We start from the raw sequence: 24415 nt of genomic DNA, 5'->3' as shown, positions 1-24415 counted from the left end.
TCCGTTCCGGCCGCTCGCGCCGACCGCTCGTACCGATCGATCGGCGACATGACGGGCGCGATCCGGCGCCGTCCGGCCGCTCGGGGGACGCCTCCCGGTCGAGCGAAGTTCGAGACGGGGGGACGTGGGGCCTGTCGGTGATCGAAACGTGACCGGATACGCTGACTTGAGTGAGGGCAGCGACCTATCGACAAACCGCGTAATCGCCAGAAGACACCAGCAGACAGGAGACCCCTCGTGACCGTCGTCGGGCCGTTCGGGCTGAGCGTGCGGGACCAGGCTCTGGAAGCCGATGTCCAGGCCGGATTGACGGCTGTCGAGGAAGGCTTGCTCGAGGCCACCAAGAGCGAGGTCCCGTTCATCACGGAAGCCGCGCAGCACCTCGTCCGGGCGGGCGGGAAGCGGTTCAGGCCGCTGCTCGTGATGCTCGCCGCGCAGTTCGGCGACCCGTACGCGCCCGGCATCGTGCCCTCCGCCGTGGTGGTGGAGCTGACCCACCTGGCCACCCTGTACCACGACGACGTGATGGACGAGGCCGAGGTGCGGCGCGGAGTCCCCAGCGCGAACACCCGCTGGGGGAACTCGGTCGCCGTCCTCACCGGCGACTTCCTGTTCGCCCGTGCCTCGCACATCCTCGCCGACCTCGGGCCCGAGGCGGTGCGGGTGCAGGCGGAGGCGTTCGAGCGGCTCGTCACCGGACAGATCCTGGAGACGGCCGGGCCGACCGACGGACGGGACCCCGTCGACCACTACCTCGACGTGCTCGGCGGCAAGACCGGGTCGCTGGTCGCGGTGTCGTGCCGGTTCGGCGCGATGATGGCCGGCGCCGACGAGACGGTCGTGCACGTGCTCACCCAGTACGGCGAGCGGCTGGGCGTCGCCTTCCAGCTCGCCGACGACGTGCTCGACATCGCGTCGGACTCGCACGAGTCGGGCAAGACGCCGGGGACGGACCTGCGGGAGGGCATCCCCACGCTGCCGGTGCTGCGGCTGCGCGAGCGGGCCGCCCGGCTGGCCCTGCCCGAGGACATCGCGCTGTGCGAGCTGCTCGACTCCGACCTGAGCGACGACGCCCGGCTCGCCGAGGCGCTCACCGCGCTGCGCGGCCACCCCGCGCTGGAGCAGGCCCGACGGGACACCGTGCGGTACGCCGAGGAGGCCCGGGCGGCGCTGGTGCCGTTGCGGGAGTGCGACGCGAAGGTGGCACTGATGGAGCTGTGCGACGCGGTGGTCCACCGGGCGGGATGAGCCGCGGTGGTCCACCGGGCGGGTGACGCGTACGGGGCAGGCCCCGCCCGTCCCGTCCCGGTCTCCGTCTCCCACCCCGTCTCGCCCCACCCCGGTCCCCGCCCCTCGCCCCACCTCGCCCGGTCTCCGTCCCCCACGCCACCCTGACACCCCCGCCGTCGCGTCATACCCCAGGCGTACGTCGACTTGGGTCCTCGGGTTGACGTAAGCGGCCGGCCGATTTGGTCAGATGGGAGCTACGGAAATCACCACTCCTCACCGATTCGGGTGAGAATGGCGGCTCGGGTGGGGGACGCTGACCCGCGCGACGACCGGCCGCCGCCGACGACGGAGGTAAGGCACACATGGCACCGTATGCATCCGACGACAGCACGCACGCCGGGGAGGCCGACGATCTGCGGGTCGGGCGGCGCAGGGCGGTGCGGTACATCGTTCCGGTCACCGTGGTGGGTGTCGCGGCGGCGACGATCGGGCTGGTCCCGGCGCTCGCCGACTCGGGGGACCCCGACCTGCCGAAGATCACCGCACAGCAGCTCGTCGAGAAGATCGCCGCGTCGGACGTACAGCAGCTGTCCGGCACGGTGAAGATCACCACAGACCTCGGCCTGCCCGACCTGGGCGGCCTGGAGAGCGGGCTGCTCTCCGGGGCCACCGGGGGCGACGACGGCGGGTCCTCCGCCGACCCCTCCACCAAGCTCACCGAACTCGCCTCCGGCACGCACACCCTGCGCGTCGCCGCCGACGGCCCGGACCGGCAGAAGCTGTCGCTCCTGGAGAGCGCCGCCGAGTACAGCCTCATCCACAACGGCAAGGACGTGTGGGGGTACGACAGCGCCTCCAACGAGGTCCACCACTCCACCGCCGAGCGGGGAGAGGCGGCCGAGCCCGTCCCGGCCACGCCCAAGGACCTCACCGACGAGGCCCTGAAGGCCGTGGACGACACCACGTCCGTGACCGTGGACGGCACCGTCCAGGTGGCCGGCCGCGACGCCTACAAGCTGCTGGTCGAGCCGAAGCAGTCCGGTTCGACCGTCGGCGCGATCAGCGTGGCCGTGGACGCGAGGACGGGACTGCCGCTCAAGTTCACGCTGACCCCGGCGGGCGGTGGCGCCGCCGTCGTCGACGCGGGCTTCACCCAGGTCAGCTTCGCCAGGCCCGGTGCCGCCACCTTCGACTTCACCCCGCCCAAGGGGGCCAAGGTGACCGAGGGGGACGGCGCGGACGCCGCGAGCGGGGTACCCGCGCCGCCCAAGGGCGCGGAGGAGGGCTTCGCCGAGGACCTGGCCGGGCTCGACGTCCTCGGCGAGGGCTGGACCTCCGTCGCCACCTTCGACACCGGCGGCGAGGGCGTCCCCTCCGCCGGTGACCTTTCCGACGCGGGCGGTCTCGGCGGGTTCCTCGACTCCTTCGGCGACAAGGTCGACGGCAAGTTCGGCTCGGGCACCGTCTTCTCCACCCGTCTGGTCAACGCCCTGGTCACGGACGACGGCAAGCTCTACGTCGGCGCCGTCACCAAGGACACCCTCGTGAAGGCGGCGAACGCGGGGCAGTAAGTACCCTGACGTGAACCGACGATCGGGGGAGCCGATGGACGACGGGTCGGCGGAGCGGGCGCTGCCCCGCACGCCCGCTCCGGGCGGTGTTCCGGGCCGCGTCGGTGCCGCCGACGCGTACGGCATCGCCGAGAACGACGGCGGCGGCATCACCGGCAGTGACACCGTCGTCCGCACACGCGCCCTCACCAAGCGCTACCGCGGCGGACAGCTCGCCGTCGACGGCCTCGACCTGGTCGTCCCGGCGGGCAGCGTCTTCGGCTTCCTCGGTCCGAACGGCTCCGGCAAGACCACCACCATCCGCATGCTGATGGGCCTGATCGCGCCCACCTCCGGCACGGCGCGGGTGCTGGGGCACCCCATGCCCCGCGCGTCCCGCGCCGTGCTGCCGCACGTCGGCGCCCTCATCGAGGGCCCCGCCCTCTACGGCTTCCTCTCCGGCCGCGACAACCTCCTGCGCTACGACGCCGCCGATCCGACCGCCGACCCCCGCACCCGGCGCGTCCGCGTGGCCGAGGCGCTGGACCGGGTGGGCCTGACGACCGCCGCCGGCAAGAAGGCGAAGGCGTACTCGCTCGGCATGAAGCAGCGGCTGGGCCTGGCCGCCGCCCTCCTCCAGCCCCGCCGGCTGCTGGTCCTGGACGAGCCCACCAACGGTCTCGACCCGCAGGGCATGCGCGAGATCCGCGTCCTCGTGCGGGAGCTGGCGGCGGACGGCGCCACCGTCTTCCTCTCCTCCCACCTCCTCGACGAGATCGAGCAGGTCTGCACGCACGCGGCCGTCATGGCACGTGGGCGGCTCCTCACCCAGGGGCCGGTGTCGGACCTGGCGGCCCGGGCGCGCGGCCGGCTCGCCGTGACCACCCCGGACCCGGCGGACGCGGCCCGGGTGCTGAAGGAACAGGGCGTGACGGACGTCGTCGTCACCGAGGACCGGGTGACGGGCGAGCCCGCCGACCGCGAACTCGCCGATCTGAACGCGGCGTTGGTGACGGCAGGCGTCCGGGTGCGCGGCTTCGGCGTGGAACGGGCCTCTCTGGAGGACGCGTTCGTCGCACTCACGGGGGAGGGTTTCGATGTCGCGGGCTGAGCGGGCTGAGCGGGCTGAGCGGGCTGAGCGGGCCGAAGCGGAGGCCGCACCGCAAGCCGCACCGCAGGACGGGGGCGGCCTCCGGCGGGTGAGCCCGTTGTGGAGCCTCGGACTCTTCCGCAGCGAACTGGCCGTCACCCTGCGCCGCTGGCGCACCCTCGCCCTGCTCGGCGTGCTGGCCGCCGTACCGGTGCTCGTCGGGATCGCCGTGAAGATCGAGACCGGTGACGGATCGACCGGCGGTCAGCGGGGCGGCGGCGGTGAGGGGCCGGCCTTCATGGCGCAGATCACCAACAACGGCCTGTTCCTGGTGTTCACGGCGCTGGCCGCGACGCTCCCGTTCTTCCTGCCGATGGCCGTCGGTGTCGTCGCGGGGGACGCGGTCGCCGGCGAGGCGAACTCCGGCACCCTGCGCTACCTCCTCGTCGCCCCCGCCGGCCGCACCCGCCTACTGCTCGCCAAGTACGCGGCCACGGTGACCTTCTGCCTGCTGGCCACCCTGGTCGTCGCGGTGTCGGCGCTGGCGGTCGGCGCGCTGCTGTTCCCGCTCGGCGACCTCACGACCATCTCCGGCACCCGCATCTCCTTCGCCGACGGCCTGGGGCGGGCCCTGCTGATCTCCCTGGCCGTCACCGCCTCGCTGCTCGGCGTGGCCGCGCTCGGAGTGTTCGTCTCCACGCTCACCGACAGCGGCATCGCGGCCATGGCAACGACCGTGGGCCTGCTCACCACCGTGCAGATCCTCGACCAGATCCCGCAGCTGCACGCGATCCAGCCGTACCTCTTCCCCCACTACTGGCTGTCCTTCGCCGACCTCATGCGCGACCCGGTCTACTGGGAGGAACTCCGCAGGAACCTCGGTCTCCAGGCGGTGTACGTCGCCGTGTTCGGGTCGGCGGCCTGGGCGCGGTTCACGGCGAAGGACGTGACGGCGTGACGGCCGTGTCCGCCGGGCACCCCCTCGGCAGGCGGGCACGGGCCGTCAGTCGGTCTCGAACGTGTAGCGGGCGAGCGGCGCGGGCCGCTCGAAGAAGGTCTTCGCGCGGGTCAGCGCCTGCGTGTCGGTCAGCACGTCGCCCGGCTTGCTGCCGTTCCCCAGCAGCACCCCGCCGAACCGCATCCGCAGGTACGCGGCCGAGTTCGTCAGCGCGCCGACCAGCGGATCCGCCACCGCCTGCTCCTCCTCGGCGAGCACCGTGACGCCCCACAGGGTGCGCCCGGCAAGGGTCGCCCCGAAGTCGACGCCGGGGACGCGCAGCCAGCCGGACCAGTGGTCCAGGTAGCGCTTGGCCTGGCCGGACAGCGTGTACCAGTACAGCGGCGACGCGATCACGATGTCCGTCGCCGCGAGCGTGGCGTCGAGCAGCAGGGCCGCGTTGCCCTCGGTGGGACGGACGCGGTCGGTGTCGTGGCGCTGGTCCTCGAAGTCGGGCAGCGGATGCTCGACGAGGCTGATCCACTCCTGCTCCACGTCGGCGGGCAGCTGTTCGGCGGCCGCGCGGGCCAGCCGCTCCGTGTTGCCGTCGGGACGGCTGCTGCCCAGCACGAACAGGAAACGGCGGGTGCTCATGGATCCCCCAAACGATCAGCGTGCGGTTAATAAGCGCATCTGCATTATATGTATGTGCAAACATCGGTGCCAGGGGGCGCCCGGAAACCCGTGAGCGCCTCCGCGTCCGCCGCCAGAGCCAGCAGCACGCTCTCCCGCCCGTGTGCCGCCACCGCCTGGAGCCCCACCGGGCAGCCGTCCGCGCCGACCCCCGCCGGAATGCTGATCGCCGGATGCCCGCTCAGGTTGAACGCCCACGTCAGCGCCGTCGAGAAACGGTCGCCGGGGCCGTCGTGGCCGTGCGCCGGATCAGGGGTCGCAGGGGTCAGCAACAGGTCCGTCCGGTCGAAGAGGGCGGCCAGCCGGCGGTCGTTGACGTCCCGCCGTCCCCGGACCGCCGAGGTGGCACCCGACCCGCGCAACGCGAACCAGGCCGGTGCGGGATTTTCCAGCCGCACCGGCGCCCCGGACCGAGGCAGCCGTACGACGCCGGCCTCGGCGAGGCGGTCCACGGCGGCCCGGGCGAGGGCCAGGGGTTCCGGGCGGGGGTCGGCGAACCCGAGACCGGGGGAGAAGACGGCGGTGGGCGACCCGGGCCGCCGTCCCGGCCCCGCTCCGGACAGCACCGCCCAGTACGCCGCCGCGTCCGCCGCGTACCGTGCCAGGACGCCCGGTGCCGCCAGCCCCGTACGGTCGGGGGACGGGAAGCGGCCGTTCGTGACCTTCAGGCCGATGACGCCGCACCAGGCGGCCGGGATGCGCACCGAGCCCGCGCCGTCGCTGCCGGTCGCCAGCGGCACCAGGCCGGCCGCGACCGCCGCCGCCGAACCGGCGGAGGAGCCGCCCGGCGTGCGGTCGGCCCGCCAGGGGTTGACGGTGCGGCCGTGGGCGCCGAGACCCCAGGTCTGCCAGGGGGTTCCGGGCCCGGGCACGGCCGTCGCGCCCACCGGTACGCAGCCGGCGGCCACCAGCGGTCCCGCCGTCCGCAGCCCGTGCCGCCCCTTGACGCCGATCGGCACCCCCGCGAGCGGCAGCCGCTCACCGGCGGCGACCCGCGCGTCCACCTCGGCCGCCCGCTCCGCCGCCGCGTCCTCCCACACCTCGGCGAACGCCCCCAGCGCACGGTCCGCCCGCTCGATCCGCTCCAGAGCCCCGCGCACCACGTCGACGGCCCGCAACCGCCCCTCCCGTACGGCGGCCGCGAGCCCGACGGCCGAGGAGGCGGGCGGTGCCGCGGGCGGAGGTTCCCGCGACCCGGACGGATCCGCGCTCAGCGCGTCCGCCGGGCGGCCGTGTCCGTGAGGCGGATCAGGGGTTCCGTCTCGCGGGGCGGGGGGCCCGACAGGTCACCCAGGCGCCAGTCCTGGACCCACGGCACCCGGTACACGTCGACGACCGACTCGATCAGCCGTACCCGCTGCGCCAGCGGGCGCGGCAGCCGGCCGGGCGCGTCCGCGACCAGCACGACCGCGTCCAGATCGAGGCCCGCCGGCGCCTGCCCGCGCCGGAAGACCTCCAGGGCCCGCAGCACCGACTCCAGTCCGGCCGCGTGGGTCCGGGCCACGAGCAGCACGGACGGCGGATCGTGCGGACCGGGCCAGTCACGTCCGCAGTCGTGGCCGCCGTAGACCGCGGCGAGCGTCGAGGCACCCGCCCCGCCGTGCGTGCCGAGCCAGGAGAAGCGACGGGGTCCGGCCGCCGCGCCGTACGGCCACGGCGGCGGCTCCGGCGCGGGCACCGGACCGCGGATCCAGATCTCCGGTCCCGGCCGCCGCCCGTCCGTCGTCCGCATGCCCGCACCCCTCGTCGTCGCCACCGCCCGCCGCGCGGCCGGACCACCGCCGGATCCCCGTGGCCGCGGGTCCTTGGAACGAGGCTGTGACGCCGCGGTGACGTGCGGACGGGTGCGGCCGGAGAGACTCAACAGTACGTGTACGTCCGAGTGCACGGGTGATGAGCGCAACGTACGTGTACGGCGACGTGTCAGGGTGAGGAACCGATGTCTCGACTCAGCCGCGAGAAGAAGCGGGCACAGCAGTACGACGGGGGGCCGGCCGTCGCGGTGGCGCCGCTCGACGTGCGCGTCCCGGGGGGCGGGCCGGCGCACATCGGCGGTGTTCCCGTCGTCGCCGCCGACGGGCAGGAACTCCAGCAGGCCGTTCTCGGCCACCTCCACCGCATCGCCCTCGCCACCGGGCACCCGATGCTCGCCACGGTCCACGACGAGCGCATCGGCTACGTCGTCCCGCTGCGCGTCGAGCCGGACGGTTCCAGCCATTTCGCGGGCGAACCCCTGCGCGTGCCCCCGCCGAGGGAGCCGGACGACCGGCCGTCGGCCCGGCCCACCGAGGTGCTCACCCCGCTCACCCCGCCCGCGCCGCCCGCCGAGGGGCGGACACCCACCGGACCGGACCGGCCCACGCACTTCCTGCGCCGCGAGCCGGCGAAGCCGTTGGACGAGGTTCCGGGCGCGGCAGCCGCCCCGACGGGCGTCTTCGGCCCACCGCCGGTGATGGACCGTACCCCGCAGGACGCCCGCCCCGGCCCCGTGCCGGAGCCGGTCCAGGCCTCCCAGCCGTCCCCGGCCTCCGACCCGGTCCCGGATCCGGTCTCCGACGCCGTGCCGCGCCCGGTCTCCGACGCCGTGCCGCTCCTCGACCCCGAAGCGGCCCGGGGGTTCGAGCCCGATCCCGAGCCCAGGCCGACCCCCGCCCGCGGCTTCGACGCCGTGGCGGAGGCCGTGCTAGGGGACGACCCGCGCTCGCTCCCCGGCGCCGACGGGGCGCCCGCCCTGCTCGGCGAACCGATGGCGCGGATCAACGAGGCCGTGCGGGCGGGGCGCACGGACACGGCCGCGGCGCTCGCGGAGCGGACCGTGACCGAGGCCTCGGCGACGCTGGGACCGGAGCACCCCGAGGTGCTCCGGCTGCGCGAACTCGCCGCGTACATCGCCTACCTGGCCGGTGACCCGGTCCGCTCCTTCCACCTCTCGCTCGACCTGGCCGGCATCCACCGCCGCCACCGGGACGCGGAGGCCGCGTACGGCAACGTGCAGAGCGCGGCGACGGCCTGGCGTGCCGTGCGCGACCCCTTCCAGGGCTTGAACCTGGGCGCCGAACTCCTGGGCCTGTGGACCGAGTTGGTCGCCGAGGACGGTCCGGCCGCCGACGACGCCGAGGAGTTGGAGTCGGCCCGGTCCCGGATGACCCGGCTGGCCCGACGGGCCCACGACGCGGGCGCGGGCCCGCAGGGTTAGGGGACGAGCCGGCAGGGCCCGGACCCGCGGGGCCGGGACACCGGAGCCGCGGGGCACACGCCTACTGCGACAGCGTCCACACCGCGTACGCGAGGGCGTCCGCGTTGCGGTTGAGCGCCGTGTCGTCGACGTTGGCGGTGGTGTCGCAGGAGGAGTGGTAGCAGCGGTCGAAGGCCTGTCCGGCCGTACCGCCCCACTTGGTCACCTGCGCCGCCGTCTTGGTGCGGCTCGCCCCGGTGAACAGGCCGCCGACCGGGACGCCCGCGCTCTTGAAGGGCGCGTGGTCGGAGCGGCCGTCGCCCTCGGTCTCGATCTCCGTGGCGACGCCGATGCCCGCGAAGTAGTCCTTGAAGGTCTTCTCGATGGCCGGGTCGTCGTCGTAGACGAAGTAGCCGGGGTTCGGCGAGCCGATCATGTCGAAGTTGAGGTAGCCGCCGATGCGGGCGCGGTTCGTGGAGGACAGGCTGTTGACGTAGTACTTGGAGCCGACCAGGCCGAGTTCCTCCGCGCCCCACCAGGCGAATCTCAGGTGCTTGGTGGGCTGGTAGCCGGTGCGGGCGACGGTGAGGGCGGCCTCCAGGACGGCCGAGGAGCCGGTCCCGTTGTCGTTGATGCCGGCGCCGGAGGTGACGCTGTCGAGGTGCGCGCCGGCCATGACGACCTGGTTGGTGTCACCGCCCGGCCAGTCGGCGATCAGGTTGTAGCCGACCCGGCTGGACGCGGTGAACTGCTGGATCGTGGTGGTGAATCCGGCGGCGTCCAGCTTGGCCTTCACGTAGTCGAGGGAGGCCCGGTAGCCGGTGCGGCCGTGGGCGCGGTTGCCGCCGTTGGCGGTGGCGATCGACTGGAGCTGGGTCAGGTGCGCCTTGACGTTCGCCACCGGGATGTCGGGGGCGGCGGCGATCGCGACGGGCTCGGGGGCGGGGGCCGCGCCGGCTATGGACCCGGTGGCGAGCAGCGAGGCGGCCGCGACGACGGCGGTCGCCGTCGCCCGCCCGGAAACGGAGAGCTTCATGGTGGGGGGCTCCGAGTTCCAGAGGGGTTCCCCGCGGGGTGGCCACAGGGAACCCACAGTGAATGGGGTGCCTGGATGGTGAAGCTGTGGCCAACTCTCCGTCAAGAGTGCTATCAGGCCAGCGAGTTCACCTGCCGGAACCCGTCGCCGCCGCCCCGGCTCAGTGCACGCAGAACTCGTTCCCCTCCGGGTCCGCCATCACCGCCCACGCCCCGGACGGTTCCTCCACCTCCCGCAGCACGCTCGCCCCGAGCGCGGTCAGCCGCTCGACCTCCGCCTCCCGCCGCCCCGCGCCGGGGTGCAGGTCGAGGTGGAGCCGGTTCTTGACCGTCTTCTCCTCCGGCACCCTCTGGAACAGCAGCCGCCGCCCCAGCCCGGTGCCGGTGTCCGCGTCGAAGGGGTCCGCCGGATGCCGTACGGCGATCAGGTCCCGGAAGGCCGGGCGGCCGTGGTGCTCCACCGTCGCCGCGCCGGGCAGCGCCCCGAGTCCCAGCAGGCGCTCGACGAGCGCACTGTTGTCCTCGACCGCGTAGTGCAGCGCGGCGGCCCAGAAGTCCGCCTGGGCGTGCGGGTCGAGGGAGTCGACGACGAGCTTCCAGTGGACGGGAGTGGGTTCCGCTGCGGGTGTCTCGCTCATGTAACCAGTTATATTGGTTACATGAGCGCGCGGGCAACGGAAACGCCGGAGCATCCGGAAACACCAGGTGGTCCCGGATCACCGACCGGTCGGCTCTCCGGCCTGACCCTGGTCTCGCACGACGGCCGGCCCTACCGCTTCGACCCGGGCGCCCTCTGCCTGGAGCTGCTGGTCACCGGCGGCCCCGGCGCCTTCGCCCGCTACGAGGTGCTGCACGAACCCGCCGACCTCGTCGCCTGGGCCGGCCGCAGCCGCCTGCCCGAAGGACTGGAACCCACCGTTTCGCAGGCGGAGCTGAGCCGGGTGCGCGCCGTGCGCGACGCCCTCTTCCTCCTCGCGGCCGACCGGGCCCACGGCCGCCCGCAACGGCCGGAGCACCTGGACGCCCTCAACGCGGCCGCGGCCGAGGCCCCGCTCGTCCCCCGCCTCACCCCGGACGGCACCTGCGCCTGGGCCCCCGGCGCCACCGGCACCCAGCTGCTCTCGACCGTCGCCCGCGACGCGATCGACCTCTTCAGCGGCCCGTACGCGCACCGCGTCCGCGAGTGCGGCGCGCACGACTGCCGACTCCTCTTCGTCGACACCTCCCGCCCCGGCCGTCGCCGCTGGTGCGCGATGGAACACTGCGGCAACCGCGAGAAGGTGCGGGCGCACCGGGCCCGCGGACGGCTCGACTGAGGGTCTTTCGTCCGGATCCCGCCGGTGCCCCCGCCGGGCGCGTTCGGCCGCCGGGTCTCCACGGTGACCGGGGTCCCGGCGGTGACGAGGTCCCGGCGGTGACGGGCGCTCCGCGGTGACCGCCGGCTACGGCTTGGCGACGGGGGAGGCCTCCGGCGCTTCGACCGCGGACGCGGACGGCGCGGTGTCGTCCTCCCGTACGGCGCCGGCGATGCCGCCCGTCACGGCGACGCCGGGCACCCCGGCCTCGGCGGCGAGCAACCGGGATGCCCGGAGCGCCTGAGCCGTCCGGCGCGAGGTGCGCCACGCGTCCCCGGTGAGCAGCACCAGCGCCAGCCAGACCAGCGCGAAGCCGGCCCAGCGCTCGGGCGGCATGGCCTCACCGAAGTACAGGACGCCGAGCAGGAACTGGAAGACCGGTGCCATGTACTGCAACAGGCCCAGCGTGGACAGCGGCACCCGGATCGCCGCCGCGCCGAAGCAGACCAGCGGGAGCGCGGTGACGATGCCGGTGGAGGCGAGGAGGGCGGAGTGCCCGACGCCCTCGCCGGTGAAGGTGGAGCCGCCGTGCGCCGACAGCCACAGCAGGTAGCCGAGCGCCGGCAGGAACTGGATCGCGGTCTCGGCGGCCAGCGACTCGACCCCGCCGAGGTTGACCTTCTTCTTCACCAGCCCGTAGACGGCGAAGGAGAAGGCGAGGCAGAGCGAGATCCACGGCGGACGGCCGTACCCGACGGTCAGCACGAGGACGGCGGCCAGGCCGACACCGACCGCCACCCACTGCACGGGCCGCAGCCGCTCCTTCAGGAGCAGGACGCCCATCGCGATGGTGACCAGCGGGTTGATGAAGTAGCCGAGGGAGGCCTCGACGACGTGGCCGCTGTTCACGGCCCAGATGTAGACGCCCCAGTTCACGGTGATGACGGCGGCGGCCACGGTGACGAGCGCGAGCCGGCGCGGCTGTCGCAGCAGCTCACCGGCCCACTTCCAGCGCCGTACGACGATCAGCGCGACGGCGACGAAGGCGAGGGACCACACCATGCGGTGGGCGAGGATCTCGCCCGCGCCGGCGGGCTTGAGCAGGGGCCAGAAGAGGGGGACGAGCCCCCACATCCCGTAGGCGGCGAAACCGTTCAGCAGGCCTGTCCGGCTCTCACCGGCCTTGGTCTTCCCGGCCACGGGCCCCTCCTTCTGACGACCGTACCGCCTCGTGACAGGCGCGCGTGGTCGAAGGTAACGCCGGACACCCCCGTCTGTCATGCCCGTATCGCCATACGGTCGTGACAGGCGAGGGTGTCCGGCGTGGCGGGTCAGCCCTTGAGCGCGGCGGCGACCGCCTCGGACAGCGGGGTGGTCGGGCGGCCGGCCAGCCGGGACAGGTCGCCGGTGGTGACGACCAGCTCGCCCTTCTCGATCGACGCGTCCACGCCGGCCAGGATCGCGGCGAACGGCCCGGGCAGCCCGGCGCCGGTCAGGATGCCGGTCAGGGCCTCGGTGGACACGGCGTTGTAGGCGATCTCCCTGCCGGTCTGCCGGCTCAGCTCGGCCGCGTACTCGGCGAAGCTCCACGCCTCGTCGCCGCCCAGCTCGTACGTCGTGTTCTCGTGCCCCTCGCCGGTCAGTACGGCGACCGCGGCGGCGGCGTAGTCGGCGCGGGAGGCGGAGGAGACGCGGCCGTCACCGGCGGCGGCGACGACGGCGTCGTGCGCCAGCACCGGGGCGAGGTTCTCGGTGTAGTTCTCGTGGTACCAGCCGTTGCGCAGCAGGCTGTAGGGGAGACCGGAGGCCAGCAGGGCCTTCTCGGTGGCACGGTGGTCGTCGGCCAGTCCGGCGCTCAGGCTGCCGGGCGCGCTCGTGTACGCCAGCAGCGCGACGCCCGCCGCCACGGCGGCGTCGATGACGACCTGGTGCTGGGCCGGGCGGCCCTTGTCGAACTCGTTGCCCGAGATCAGCAGGACCTTGTCGCCGGCGGCGAACAGGCCGTCGAAGGTCCCGGGATCGTTGTAGTCGGCGACCGCGAGCCGCACGCCGCGCCCGGCGAGGTCGGCGGCCTTGGCCTTGTCGCGCACGACGGCCGTGATCCCCTCGGCGGGGACCTTCTCCAGCAACTGCTCCACGACGTGGCGGCCGAGGTGTCCGGTGGCTCCGGTGACGACGATGCTCATGATGCAGAACTCCTTGGGGGGTGCGGTCTGTAACTAACCCTAAGGCGTGCGCTAACCAAGAGAAAGTACCCACTTTGAAGTAAGGTACTAGCGTTCAGGTAAGTACCGGTTCCGGGTGGGTGCCGGGCCGAGCGGTGCTGCCGCACGGCCGGGGTGAGCGCCGTCGGTGTCCGTACGGGTGAACACGCAGGCCCGGAACCGTCGCGGTTCCGGGCCTGCGTATGTCGCGTGCGGTGCGTCGCCGTCGCTCAGCCGACGACCGTCCAGGTGTCCCCGCCCGCCAGCAGCGCCGCCAGGTCCCCCTTGCCGTGGCGGTCGATGGCCGCGTCGAGCTGGTCGGACATCTGGGTGTCGTAGACCGGCCGCTCGACGGAGCGCAGGACGCCGATCGGCGTGTGGTGCAGGGTGTCCGGGTCGGCCAGCCGGGACAGCGAGAACGCGGTGGTCGGGGACGCGGAGTGCGCGTCGTGGACCAGGACCTCGGACTCGTTCTCCGCGGTCACCGTCACCACCTTCAGGTCGCCGGTCGCACGGTCGCGCACCACCCCCCGGGACCGGTCGGCACCGAACCGGATCGGCTGCCCGTGCTCGAGGCGGATCACCGCCTCCTCGGCCGTCTCCCGGTCTTTCAGCGCGTCGAAGGCGCCGTCGTTGAAGATGTTGCAGTTCTGGTAGATCTCCACCAGCGCCGTGCCCGGATGGGCGGCGGCCTGCCGCAGCACCTCCGTCAGGTGCTTGCGGTCGGAGTCGATCGTGCGCGCCACGAACGACGCCTCCGCGCCGAGCGCCAGCGACACCGGGTTGAACGGCGCGTCCAGCGAGCCCATCGGCGTCGACTTGGTGATCTTGCCGACCTCGGAGGTGGGCGAGTACTGCCCCTTGGTCAGCCCGTAGATCCGGTTGTTGAACAGCAGGATCTTCAGGTTCACATTGCGGCGCAGGGCGTGGATGAGGTGGTTGCCGCCGATGGACAGGGCGTCCCCGTCCCCGGTGACCACCCACACGCTCAGGTCGCGCCGGCTGGTGGCGAGCCCGGTCGCGATCGCCGGGGCCCGCCCGTGGATCGAGTGCATCCCGTAGGTGTTCAGGTAGTACGGGAAGCGCGAGGAGCAGCCGATGCCCGAGACGAAGACGATGTTCTCCCTGGCCAGCCCCAGCTCCGGCATGAAGCCCTGGACGGCGGCCAGGATCGCATAGTCGCCGCAGCCGGGGCACCAGCGGACCTCCTGGTCGGACTTGAAGTCCTTCATGGACTGGCGGCCCTCGGCCTTGGGGACGAGCGAGAGCGCCTCGATCGTGCCCGTGCCTTCCGTGGACGTCTCAGCCATCGATGGCCTCCTTGAGCGCCGAGGCGAGCTGTTCCGCCTTGAACGGCATGCCGTTGACCTGGTTGTACGAGTGCGCGTCGACCAGGTATCTCGCCCGGATCAGGGTGGCGAGCTGGCCCAGGTTCATCTCCGGGATCACGACCTTGTCGTACGCCTTCAGCACCGTGCCCAGGTTCTTCGGGAACGGGTTCAGATGCCGCAGGTGGGCCTGCGCGATCGCCTCCCCGGCCGCCCGCAGCCGCCGTACCGCCGCGGTGACGGGCCCGTAGGTGGAACCCCAGCCCAGGACCAGGGTCCTCGCCCCGTGCGGGTCGTCGACCTCGACGTCGGGGACGTCGATGCCGTCGATCTTGGCCTGCCGGACGCGGACCATGAAGTCGTGGTTGGCCGGGTCGTAGGAGATGTTGCCGGTGCCGTCCTGCTTCTCGATCCCGCCGATCCGGTGCTCCAGCCCCGGCGTGCCCGGCACCGCCCACGGCCGGGCCAGGGTCTGCGGGTCACGCAGGTAGGGCCAGAACACCTCGGAGCCGTCGGCCAGGGTGTGGTTGGGGCCCTGCGCGAACTGCACCGCCAGGTCCGGCAGCTCGTCCAGCTCGGGGATCCGCCAGGGTTCGGAGCCGTTGGCGAGGTAGCCGTCGGACAGCAGCATCACCGGCGTGCGGTACGTCAGCGCGATCCGGGCCGCCTCCAGGGCGGCGTCGAAGCAGTCGGCGGGCGTGCGGGGCGCGACGATCGGGAGCGGGGCCTCGCCGTTGCGCCCGAACATCGCCTGCAGCAGGTCCGCCTGCTCGGTCTTGGTCGGCAGACCGGTCGAGGGGCCGCCCCGCTGGATGTCGACGACCAGCAGCGGCAGCTCCAGCGACACGGCCAGACCGATGGTCTCCGACTTCAGGGCCACCCCGGGACCGGAGGTCGTGGTCACCGCCAGCGACCCGCCGAAGGCCGCCCCGAGCGCCGCGCCGATCCCGGCGATCTCGTCCTCGGCCTGGAAGGTGCGCACGCCGAAGTTCTTGTGCCTGCTCAGCTCGTGCAGGATGTCCGAGGCCGGCGTGATCGGGTACGAGCCCAGGAACAGCGGGAGGTCGGCCTGCCGCGAGGCCGCGATCAGCCCGTAGGACAGCGCCAGGTTCCCGGAGATGTTGCGGTAGGTGCCGACGGGGAACGCCTTCGCCGCCGGGGCCACCTCGTAGCTGACCGCGAAGTCCTCGGTCGTCTCGCCGAAGTTCCAGCCCGCCCGGAACGCCGCGAGGTTGGCGGCCGCGATGTCCGGCTTCTTCGCGAACTTCGCCTTCAGGAACTTCTCGGTCCCCTCGGTCGGCCGGTGGTACATCCACGACAGGAGGCCGAGCGCGAACATGTTCTTGCTGCGCTCGGCCTCCTTGCGGGTGAGGTCGAAATCCTTGAGGGCCTCGACGGTCAGCGTGGTCAACGGGACCGGGTGGATCTGGTAACCGTCGAGGGACCCGTCCTCCAGCGGCGAGGCCGCGTACCCCACCTTCTGCATCGCCCGTTTGCTGAACTCGTCCGTGTTGACGATGATCTCCGCACCGCGCGGCACATCGCCGATGTTCGCCTTCAGGGCCGCCGGATTCATCGCGACCAGCACGTTCGGCGCGTCACCGGGGGTGAGGATGTCGTGGTCGGCGAAGTGCAGCTGGAACGAGGACACCCCCGGCAGCGTCCCGGCGGGAGCCCGGATCTCGGCGGGGAAGTTCGGCAGCGTCGACAGGTCGTTGCCGAACGACGCCGTCTCCGAGGTGAAACGGTCACCGGTGAGCTGCATGCCGTCACCGGAGTCCCCCGCGAACCTGATGATCACCCGGTCGAGACGTCGTACGTCCTTCGTCCCGCCCGGTTTGCGCTGCTCTCCCACGACGGCTGCGTCCGTTCCGTCGCTGCCGTCGGCCTGTTCCGCTGGGCTGCTGACCTGACTGGTCACTGAACTGGACCTCCCTCGAGGCGGCTGTCCGGAGGAGCGGCCTTCCCACAGACCCTCCCTGGATCAACCCTACGTCTGTAAGGGTCGCCTTCCTCGGCCATTCGCACCACGGTCACTGCCCTGAGCCGGCCCGGCGCCCTGACGTGCCATGATTTCCGACTGCCCGGGATGTGCGAGAAGGCACGACGAAGAAAAAGCGCTCTTTCGCCGTCCTCAGGAGTTGAGATAGGTGAGGACCGCGAGAACGCGCCGGTGATCCCCGTCGCTCGGGGACAGCCCGAGCTTCAGGAAGATGTTGCTGACGTGCTTCTCCACCGCGCCGTCGCTCACCACCAGCTGCCTGGCGATCGCCGAGTTCGTCCGCCCCTCGGCCATCAGCCCCAGCACCTCCCGCTCCCGCGGGGTCAGCCCGGCCAGCACGTCCTGCTTGCGGCTGCGCCCGAGCAGCTGCGCGACCACCTCGGGATCCAGGGCCGTGCCCCCCTCGGCCACCCGCACCACCGCGTCCACGAACTCCCGCACGTCGGCCACCCGGTCCTTGAGCAGGTAACCCACCCCGCGGCTGGAACCGGCCAGCAGTTCGGTGGCGTACCTCTCCTCCACGTACTGCGACAGCACCAGCACCCCGAGCCCCGGATGCGACCTGCGCAGCAGTACGGCGGCCCGCACCCCCTCGTCGGTGTGCGTCGGCGGCATCCGCACGTCGGCCACGACCACGTCGGGCAACGCCCCCTCCGCGTCCAGCTCGGTGACCGTCTTCACCAGCGCCTCGGCATCCCCGACCCCGGCGACCACGTCATGCCCCCGGTCCGTCAGCAACCGCGTCAGCCCCTCCCGCAGCAGCACCGAGTCCTCGGCAATGACCACCCGCACCCTGACCTCCACGCTCTTCGGCCCCCCAGCCACAACCCGTCCGTCCACGGAACAGCCCCAGCATCCCAGCAATCGCCCCGCGCCGGGTGAGTCCGGCGACGACGACGGGAAATCTTCGACAGGGGGCGTCCTCGGGCCTGCCGCCCCCGGCCCACGTCCGAAGCCGACCACGAACGGCTGGTGGAGACACAGCGCCCGACTGGACCGGGGGTGGTGCCCCGGCCGGGGCTCGGGCGGGATCGGTACGGGATGCGGGGGCGGAACCCGACGCGGGGTGCAGGGGGAGCCCCGCCGGGGTTCAGGGCGGAGCCCATGGCGGGAGGGAAGGGGTGGAGCCCCCGGGGACGGGAAGGGCAGGGGCGGCGGGGACGGGGAAACCCCTACTCCCCGCCCCGCCAGGGCAGCTCCGCCGTCACCCGCGTGGGCCCGCCGACCGGAGAGTCCACCACCAGGATCCCGTCCACCGCGTCGAGCCGCCCGGCCAGCCCGGCCAGCCCCGACCCGCCGGAGGCATCCGCACCGCCCACGCCGTCATCGCTCACCTGCACCAGCAGCCGGTCCTCCGCCCGCCACACGTCCACGGACGCCGACCTCGCCCCACTGTGCTTGCTGACGTTCTGGAGCAGCTCGGAGACGGTGAAGTAGGCGATCCCCTCGATGGCCGGCGCCGGTCGCGCCGGCAGTTCGGCCGTCACCTGCACCGGCACCGTGCACCGCGAGGCCACCGACGACAGCGCCGCGTCCAGCCCCCGGTCGGTCAGCACGGCCGGATGGATCCCCCGCGCCAGGTCCCGCAGCTCCTGCAACGCCGTCTTCACCTCGCCGTGCGCCTCGTCCACCATCCGCGCCGCCTCTCGCGGATCCTCCCGCAGCTTCTCCTTCGCGAGGCCCAGATCCATCGCCAACGCCACCAGCCGCGCCTGCGCGCCGTCGTGCAGATCCCGCTCGATCCGCCGCAGGTCGGCGGCCGCCGTGTCGACCACGACCCCCCGGTCGGACTCCAGCTCCACCACCCGCGACGCCAGCCGCGACGGCCCGAGCAGCCCGTGCACCATCACCCGGTCCACCGTTGTCAGCGCCCGCACGATCCACGGCGTGGCCAGCGTGAACAACAGCCCCACCAACGCCGTCACGGTGATCTCGAACGGGTTGTCCAGGTACACCCGGTGCCCCTCGTCGCCGTACAGCTGAAGGCCGTCCTGCCCGCCGTACAGCGGGAAGAGCCAGAACCACAGCGGATACGTCAGCGTCGTCCAGCCGTACGCCCAGAACACGACCGCGACGCAGAAGGAGAACACCGCCCACGGCAGGTGCAGCACCGCGTACAGGACGTGCCGCCAGGACGTGCCGCTCCTGAGCACCGCGCCCATCCGGGCCAGCGCCCCCGGGCCCCGCGGCCGCAACGGCTCCGGCGCGGCCACGTCCAGCCCGAGCAGCCCCCGCGCCCGCGCCCGCTCCACCGCCCCGAGGCCACGGCACGCCGCCAGCCCCGCCGCCAGTACCGGAACCCCGAGGAACGTCACCAGCAGGCCCGCCCCCACCGACAGCATCGTGACCGCGAAGGTGAACAGCACGATGCTGATCGGCAGGCTCAGCAGCACGTAGGCGAACTCCCGCCAGGCACGCGCCTCGACCGGTGCCCGCAGCGCGGCCGGCAGCCGGCGCCACCGGCGCCCACCGGCCCCGGCACCGGGCGTCCCTCCGTGCCGCGAACGGTCCCCGTGGCTCCCGGGGGCCCCGTGGTCCAGGTGGTCCCCGTGGTCCAGGTGGTCCCCGTGGTCCCGGTAGTCCCCGTACTGCCCGTACTGCGTGGCCATCGGCGTCGTCCGTTCTGCTCGTCTTGTCCGCAGGTGTCGTCCCCTACCTCCACCCTCCTCGGCGGCGCCCCCGCGGACCATGGAGTCCATCGGCGTCTTGGGAGGGGGGTTTTCCCCACCCCGGACCTCAGGGACCGTCAGGGTCGCGCAGCCCGCGCGGCCCCGTGGCGAGGTCACCTACTCCGTGGGCCCCGTCGGCTCCGCCCGGTCCCGCCAGGGCAACTCCGCCGTCACGGTCGTGGGCCCCCCGACCGGGGAGTCCACGATGAACAGCCCGTCCACGGCGCCCAGCCGGTCCGCCAGCCCCCGCATCCCCGACCCGCCGTCGAGCCGCGCACCGCCCCGGCCGTCGTCGGACACCTGGATGAGCAGCCGGTTCTCCACCCGCCACACGTCCACGGACGCCGACCTCGCCCCACTGTGCTTGCTGACGTTCTGGAGCAGCTCGGAGACGGTGAAGTAGGCGATCCCCTCGATGGCCGGCGCCGGTCGCGCCGGCAGTTCGGCCGTCACCTGCACCGGCACCGTGCACCGCGAGGCCACCGACGACAGCGCCGCGTCCAGCCCCCGGTCGGTCAGCACGGCCGGATGGATCCCCCGCGCCAGGTCCCGCAGCTCCTGGAGGGCGAGCTTCACCTCGCCGTGCGCCTCCTCGACCATCACCGACGCCGCGTCCGGGTCCTCCAGCAGCTTCTCCTTGGCCAGGCCGAGCCCCATCGCCAGATTGACCAGCCGCGCCTGCGCGCCGTCGTGCAGATCCCGCTCGATCCGCCGCAGATCGGCCGCGGCGGTGTCCACCACGATCCCCCGGTCGGACTCCAGTTCGGCGATCCGCCGCTCCAGCTCGTCCGAGGGGCACAGCAGGGCCCGCACCATCGCCCGGTCCGCGTTGGTCAGCCCCCGTGCGAGGAAGGGCAGCACCGGCCACAGCACGAACAGCGACACCAGCGTCACCGTGAAGGTGAGGATCCCCCAGGGCAGCCGGATGAAGTCGTACAGCACCGTCCGCCAGGCCACCGGATCCTTCAGGACCAGCCACATGCCCTGGAAGACGTTGCCCGCCCGGCGCAGCGGCAGCGGGCTCGGCTCGTCGACCCGCACCGCGAGCAGCATCCGCGCCCGGCCCCGCTCGAACCGGCCCATCAGCCGCGCCCCCAGCAGACCGAGCGTGAGCAGCGGCAGCCCGACCACCGTGAGCGTCAGCGTGGCGCCGGTGAACAGCACCGTCATGACGTAGACGAAGCCGACGACCGACAGGGGGAGGTTCGTCAGAAGGTGGACGATCTCCTTCCACGTCTGCGGGTCGTAGGCGAACCGGACGCGCGGCAACGGCTCGTCGCGCCCCGGCGCACCCGGGCCGACGGCGGGCACGACGGGCACGGCGCGCGGACGCGCGGCCGTGGGAGCGGCTTTGGATACGGTCATGTCCGTCAGCGTGCCGCGCGACGCGCCTCCGCGCCATGGAGTTCGCCGCCGGGAGTCCCTGGGGAAAACCCCACCCCCCTCGCCCCGGCTGTGACTGCCTGCTTACCGTGTCTTTATCAGGCCCTAGACTCCCGTGCGTACAGATCGTCGAACAGGCCGAGGTCGGGTCGGGGAGCGAGGGACGGACCGTGCCGCAGTCGTCGCAAGCAGCGCTGAGGGAACCGACGGTCGTCGTGGCGTCGGACTACTTCGACTCCTACGCGGTCGTCGGGCTCCTCGCCGTCATCGGCGTGCTCTTCGTCGCGGTCGCGTTCGGCGCGGGCCGCCTGCTGCGCCCCGTGGTCCCCACCCCCGAGAAACTCCTGACGTACGAGTGCGGCGTCGACCCCGTCGGCGAGGGCTGGGCCCACACCCAGGTCCGCTACTACGTCTACGCCTTCCTCTACGTCATCTTCGCCGTCGACTCGATCTTCCTGTTCCCCTGGGCGACGGTCTTCGCCGCCCCCGGCTACGGCGCGGCCACGCTCGTGGAGATGTTCGTCTTCCTCGGCTTCCTGGCCGTGGGCCTGCTGTACGCCTACAAGAAGGGCGTCCTGACATGGACGTGAACCCGCCCACCCCCGAGCCGGTGGCGACTCCCGAGCCGGTACTGCTCCCCGAGCCGGTGAGGATCCCCCCGACCGGGCAGAGCCGGGAGCGGGGGAAGCTCGGCGCCCTCGCCCGCCTCGCCCCGGAGCCGATGAAGGTCGTCCTGAACTGGGGCCGCCGCTACTCGCTCTGGGTCTTCAACTTCGGCCTCGCCTGCTGCGCGATCGAGTTCATCGCCGCCTCCATGGCCCGCCACGACTTCATCCGCCTGGGCGTCATCCCCTTCGCGCCGGGCCCGCGCCAGGCCGACCTGATGGTCGTCTCCGGCACGGTCACGGACAAGATGGCCCCGGCCGTCAAGCGCCTCTACGAGCAGATGCCCGAGCCGAAGTACGTCATCTCCTTCGGCGCGTGCAGCAACTGCGGCGGCCCGTACTGGGACTCGTACTCCGTCACCAAGGGCGTCGACCAGATCATCCCCGTCGACGTGTACGTCCCCGGCTGCCCGCCGCGCCCCGAGGCGCTGCTCCAGGGAATCCTCAAGCTCCAGGAGAAGATCGCCCGCGAGTCGCTGGGGGAGCGCTACGCCACCGGCGCCGACCGCCCCTCGACGGCGGCCCTCCAGAGCGGGCTCGTCCGGCCGCCGGCCGCGGGCGCAGATGTGGAGGGGGACGCCCGATGACCACCGTCGGCTGGCTCCCCGCCCCCGCCGAGGACCTCTTCGGCCCGGAGGCCACCGCCGAGGAGTCGTACGAGGTCCTGACGGTCGACGTACCGCCGCGGTCCTGGACCGCGGCACTGCTCGCGGCCCGCGACCGGCTGTCCTGCACCTACTTCGACTGGCTCAGCGCGGTCGACGAACCGGGCACCGGCTTCCGCGTCTCGGCCCACGTCGTCGCCCTGGCGCCGGTCCGCCGACTGCTGCTGCGCACGACGGTCCCGCACGAGGCCCCGACGCTCGCCTCCGCCGTGGACGTCTACGCGGGCGCGGCCTGGCACGAGCGCGAGACCCACGAGATGTTCGGCGTCGTCTTCGACAACCATCCCGCCCTGGACCACCTCCTCCTTCCCGAGAACTTCGAGGGCCACCCGCTCCGCAAGGACTTCGTCCTCGCCGCCCGCGTCGCCAAGGCCTGGCCCGGCGCGAAGGAACCCGGCGAGTCCGAGCACGGCGGCCCCAAGCGGCGCCAGATGCTCCCCCCGGGAGTTCCCGACCCCAACGAATGGGGCCCCTTGAAGGGCCAGCTCCCCCCTGCCCCGACCCGTCCCGCCCGAGCACCCCGCACAGCCCCCGGCGACCGCCCGGCCCGCCCGGCAGGCGACCGCCCCGCCCGGCGCGCACGAACGGCGTCCGAGGGCTCGGCCAGCCAGACGCCCAGCCGGACGGCGGGGCAGACGGCGGGGCAGGAAGCGAGCCGGGAGGTGACCCGGGAAGCGGGCCGAGTGGCGGGCGAAGCGGCGAGCCGAGCGGCAGGCCGGCCGGCCGCGGAGGCGCCGCCCACCCAGGCCACCGCGCCCGCACGCCCCGCACGACGAGCGCGGACGGCCGCCGAGGGCTCGGCGAGCCAGTCGTCCGACCGGACCCCGCCCCAGCCCACCGACCGACCGCGAACCCCGTCGGTGGCCGGAACCGAGGGCGCCTCGGCCCCGACCGCTCCCCGGAGCGCCTCCGGAGCCGGCCCCCGCCGTTCCCGAAGCGCGAGCCAGGGGTCGGCCTCCCAGCGGACGGAGGACGTGTCTCGAGGGGAGACGTCTCCGGGTGACGAGTCCCCTGCCCCGCAGGCACCGGCCCCGGAGTCCCCTGCCCCGCAGGCACCGGCCCCGGAGTCCCCTGCCCCGCAGGCACCGGCCCCGGGCGGGACGCCTCCGGACCGGACCGGCCCCGACCCTGCCGCTCCGGACTCCTCGGCGCCCGAATCCCCGGCGGTCCCGCACGACGCGGCGTCGTCCGCCCCGTCGGCCGCCTCCGAGGACTCCACCGGCCGTCGGTCGGCCGCCGGCAGCGGGGCGTCCCGCCGCGCGCAGGCCCCCCGCAGCGCCGACGCCCCCTGGCACCACGCCCGCCCCGCGTTCGACGATCCGCAACGGGACCCGAGGCACCCCGAGCCCGACACGGATCATCCGGACGCCCCGGACGCCCCGGACGCCCCGGATGTCGCACCCGCCCCCGGGAACGACCGCCCCGAGACCGATCACCCCGACAACGACACCCCCGCGAACCCCCAGGGAGGCCCGCAGTGAACGACGCTCTCGACGTCGCCCTGCGACTCCTGATCGTCTTCGTCGTCTTCCTCACCTTCCCCCTGATCGTCGGTCAGGCCGAGCACAAGGTGATGGCCCACATGCAGGGCCGCCTCGGCCCGATGTACGCCGGTGGCTTCCACGGCTGGGCTCAGCTCATCGCGGACGGTGTGAAGTTCGCGCAGAAGGAGGACATCGTCCCCGCGGGCGCGGACCGCCGTATCTTCCAGCTGGCCCCCGCCGTGGCCCTGCTGCCGTACCTCCTGGTCCTCCTCGCCATCCCCATCGGCCCCGGCGAGGGCGCCGTCGGCGAGGTCGTCGACGCCGGCGTCTTCTTCGTCCTGGCCGTCATGGGCGTCGGCGTCCTCGGCTCGCTCATGGCCGGCTGGGCCAGCGCCAACAAGTTCTCCCTCCTCGGCGGCCTGCGCACCGCCGCACAGCTCCTCGCCTACGAACTTCCGATGCTGCTCACCGCAGCCTCCGTCGCCATGGCGGCCGGCACGGTCTCCCTCCCCGGTATCGTCGACGCCTTCGAGTGGTGGTGGCTGCCCTGGCAGATCGTCGGCGCGATCGTCTTCTTCGTCGCCGGCCTCGCCGAACTCCAGCGCCCCCCGTTCGACATGCCCGTCGCCGACTCGGAGATCATCTTCGGCGCCTACACCGAGTACACCGGCCTCCGCTTCGCCCTGTTCCTCCTCGCCGAGTACGCCGGAATCGTCGTCCTGTCCGGCCTGACCACCGTCCTCTTCCTGGGCGGCTGGCACGGCCCCTGGGGCGCCGACGGCCTCGGCTGGGTCTGGACCCTGCTGAAGTCCGCCGTCCTCGCCTTCGTCGTGATCTGGCTGCGCGTCACCTATCCCCGCTTGCGCGAGGACCAGCTCCAGAAACTGTCCTGGACTCTCCTCGTCCCCCTCTCCCTCGCCCAGATCGCCCTCACCGGCGTCGTCAAGGTGGTGATCTCCTGATGTCCCGCCCGTCACCCGACCACCGCCCCGCGACGACGCCCTCCGTGC

The 24415-nt window shown here is 73.2% G+C and carries 22 protein-coding genes; 10 read left to right on the top strand and 12 right to left on the bottom strand.

Annotation, left to right across the window (positions count from 1 at the left end):
* Window positions 1-237: 237 nt before the first annotated feature.
* The 4 genes from AB0N31_RS19845 (at window position 238) to AB0N31_RS19830 (ending at window position 4828) form a co-directional block, all read left to right on the top strand.
* Complete coding sequence (locus tag AB0N31_RS19845) at window positions 238-1248, top strand: polyprenyl synthetase family protein (protein WP_366059671.1); 1011 nt, start codon at window positions 238-240, stop codon at window positions 1246-1248.
* Window positions 1249-1592: 344 nt separating this feature from the next.
* Entirely contained in the window at window positions 1593-2801 is a 1209-nt protein-coding gene (locus AB0N31_RS19840; protein ID WP_366059670.1) for a DUF2092 domain-containing protein, read from the top strand.
* Window positions 2802-2811: 10 nt separating this feature from the next.
* The gene (locus tag AB0N31_RS19835; RefSeq protein ID WP_366059669.1) at window positions 2812-3891 is read left to right on the top strand and encodes an ABC transporter ATP-binding protein; all 1080 of its coding nucleotides are present in this window, start codon (window positions 2812-2814) and stop codon (window positions 3889-3891) included.
* A complete protein-coding gene (locus AB0N31_RS19830) occupies window positions 3878-4828 on the top strand; it encodes an ABC transporter permease (protein WP_366059668.1) in 951 nt (316 codons plus the stop codon). The genes AB0N31_RS19835 and AB0N31_RS19830 overlap by 14 nt, the downstream gene beginning before the upstream one ends.
* Before the next feature lie 45 nt (window positions 4829-4873).
* Here the strand turns inward: AB0N31_RS19830 and AB0N31_RS19825 are convergent, their stop codons facing one another.
* From AB0N31_RS19825 to AB0N31_RS19815, 3 genes are all read right to left on the bottom strand, one after another.
* Window positions 4874-5461, bottom strand: coding sequence for an NAD(P)H-dependent oxidoreductase (locus AB0N31_RS19825; RefSeq protein WP_366059667.1), 588 nt, complete (start codon window positions 5459-5461; stop codon window positions 4874-4876).
* Window positions 5462-5505: 44 nt separating this feature from the next.
* Entirely contained in the window at window positions 5506-6618 is a 1113-nt protein-coding gene (locus AB0N31_RS19820) for an amidase (protein ID WP_366059666.1), read from the bottom strand.
* 92 nt (window positions 6619-6710) lie between these two features.
* Window positions 6711-7232, bottom strand: coding sequence for a DUF6668 family protein (locus AB0N31_RS19815; RefSeq protein ID WP_366059665.1), 522 nt, complete (start codon window positions 7230-7232; stop codon window positions 6711-6713).
* Window positions 7233-7439: 207 nt separating this feature from the next.
* Between AB0N31_RS19815 and AB0N31_RS19810 the strand changes: the two genes are divergently transcribed.
* Window positions 7440-8696, top strand: coding sequence for a tetratricopeptide repeat protein (locus AB0N31_RS19810; RefSeq protein ID WP_366059664.1), 1257 nt, complete (start codon window positions 7440-7442; stop codon window positions 8694-8696).
* Between the two features lie 61 nt (window positions 8697-8757).
* Here AB0N31_RS19810 and AB0N31_RS19805 read toward each other — a convergent pair whose 3' ends face one another.
* Together AB0N31_RS19805 and AB0N31_RS19800 are read right to left on the bottom strand one after the other, a co-directional pair.
* Window positions 8758-9711 (bottom strand): M28 family metallopeptidase, encoded by a 954-nt coding sequence (locus AB0N31_RS19805; protein WP_366059663.1) that lies wholly within the window; start codon window positions 9709-9711, stop codon window positions 8758-8760.
* Window positions 9712-9871: 160 nt separating this feature from the next.
* A complete protein-coding gene (locus AB0N31_RS19800; RefSeq protein WP_366059662.1) occupies window positions 9872-10348 on the bottom strand; it encodes a VOC family protein in 477 nt (158 codons plus the stop codon).
* Window positions 10349-10369: 21 nt separating this feature from the next.
* On the opposite strand from AB0N31_RS19800, the gene AB0N31_RS19795 reads away from it, so the two are divergent.
* Window positions 10370-11026: a CGNR zinc finger domain-containing protein gene (locus AB0N31_RS19795; RefSeq protein WP_366059661.1), complete on the top strand. Its 657-nt coding sequence runs from the start codon at window positions 10370-10372 to the stop codon at window positions 11024-11026.
* Window positions 11027-11152: 126 nt separating this feature from the next.
* On the opposite strand, the gene rarD is transcribed toward AB0N31_RS19795, so the two are convergent.
* The 7 genes from rarD to AB0N31_RS19760 form a co-directional block, all read right to left on the bottom strand.
* Window positions 11153-12205 (bottom strand): EamA family transporter RarD, encoded by a 1053-nt coding sequence (rarD, locus tag AB0N31_RS19790; protein ID WP_366059660.1) that lies wholly within the window; start codon window positions 12203-12205, stop codon window positions 11153-11155.
* A gap of 131 nt (window positions 12206-12336) precedes the next feature.
* Window positions 12337-13191 carry an NAD(P)H-binding protein gene (locus AB0N31_RS19785; protein ID WP_366059659.1) on the bottom strand — a complete coding sequence of 285 codons (855 nt, stop codon included), beginning with the start codon at window positions 13189-13191 and terminating at the stop codon, window positions 12337-12339.
* Between the two features lie 248 nt (window positions 13192-13439).
* A complete protein-coding gene (locus AB0N31_RS19780) occupies window positions 13440-14519 on the bottom strand; it encodes a 2-oxoacid:ferredoxin oxidoreductase subunit beta (protein ID WP_366059658.1) in 1080 nt (359 codons plus the stop codon).
* On the bottom strand, window positions 14512-16458 hold the full coding sequence (locus AB0N31_RS19775; RefSeq protein WP_366059657.1) for a 2-oxoacid:acceptor oxidoreductase subunit alpha: 1947 nt from the start codon (window positions 16456-16458) through the stop codon (window positions 14512-14514). The genes AB0N31_RS19780 and AB0N31_RS19775 overlap by 8 nt, the downstream gene beginning before the upstream one ends.
* Before the next feature lie 213 nt (window positions 16459-16671).
* Complete coding sequence (locus tag AB0N31_RS19770; RefSeq protein ID WP_366059680.1) at window positions 16672-17343, bottom strand: response regulator transcription factor; 672 nt, start codon at window positions 17341-17343, stop codon at window positions 16672-16674.
* Between the two features lie 368 nt (window positions 17344-17711).
* The gene (locus AB0N31_RS19765) at window positions 17712-19148 is read right to left on the bottom strand and encodes a sensor domain-containing protein (protein ID WP_366059656.1); all 1437 of its coding nucleotides are present in this window, start codon (window positions 19146-19148) and stop codon (window positions 17712-17714) included.
* Window positions 19149-19325: 177 nt separating this feature from the next.
* Window positions 19326-20573, bottom strand: coding sequence for a sensor domain-containing protein (locus tag AB0N31_RS19760; protein WP_366059655.1), 1248 nt, complete (start codon window positions 20571-20573; stop codon window positions 19326-19328).
* A gap of 188 nt (window positions 20574-20761) precedes the next feature.
* On the opposite strand from AB0N31_RS19760, the gene AB0N31_RS19755 reads away from it, so the two are divergent.
* From AB0N31_RS19755 to AB0N31_RS19740, 4 genes are read left to right on the top strand one after another with little or no spacing between them, the layout of a single operon-like run.
* Window positions 20762-21181 carry an NADH-quinone oxidoreductase subunit A gene (locus AB0N31_RS19755; protein ID WP_252545547.1) on the top strand — a complete coding sequence of 140 codons (420 nt, stop codon included), beginning with the start codon at window positions 20762-20764 and terminating at the stop codon, window positions 21179-21181.
* Window positions 21172-21843 carry an NADH-quinone oxidoreductase subunit B family protein gene (locus AB0N31_RS19750; RefSeq protein WP_366059654.1) on the top strand — a complete coding sequence of 224 codons (672 nt, stop codon included), beginning with the start codon at window positions 21172-21174 and terminating at the stop codon, window positions 21841-21843. The genes AB0N31_RS19755 and AB0N31_RS19750 overlap by 10 nt, the downstream gene beginning before the upstream one ends.
* Window positions 21840-23402 (top strand): NADH-quinone oxidoreductase subunit C, encoded by a 1563-nt coding sequence (locus AB0N31_RS19745; protein ID WP_366059653.1) that lies wholly within the window; start codon window positions 21840-21842, stop codon window positions 23400-23402. The genes AB0N31_RS19750 and AB0N31_RS19745 overlap by 4 nt, the downstream gene beginning before the upstream one ends.
* A complete protein-coding gene (locus AB0N31_RS19740; RefSeq protein WP_366059652.1) occupies window positions 23399-24367 on the top strand; it encodes a complex I subunit 1 family protein in 969 nt (322 codons plus the stop codon). Before AB0N31_RS19745 ends, AB0N31_RS19740 begins: the two co-directional genes overlap by 4 nt.
* The last annotated feature ends 48 nt before the right edge of the window (window positions 24368-24415 follow it).

This window comes from Streptomyces sp. NPDC051051 (assembly GCF_040682975.1).
Lineage (GTDB): Bacteria > Actinomycetota > Actinomycetes > Streptomycetales > Streptomycetaceae > Streptomyces.
This window is presented reverse-complemented; position numbering and strand designations above follow the sequence as displayed.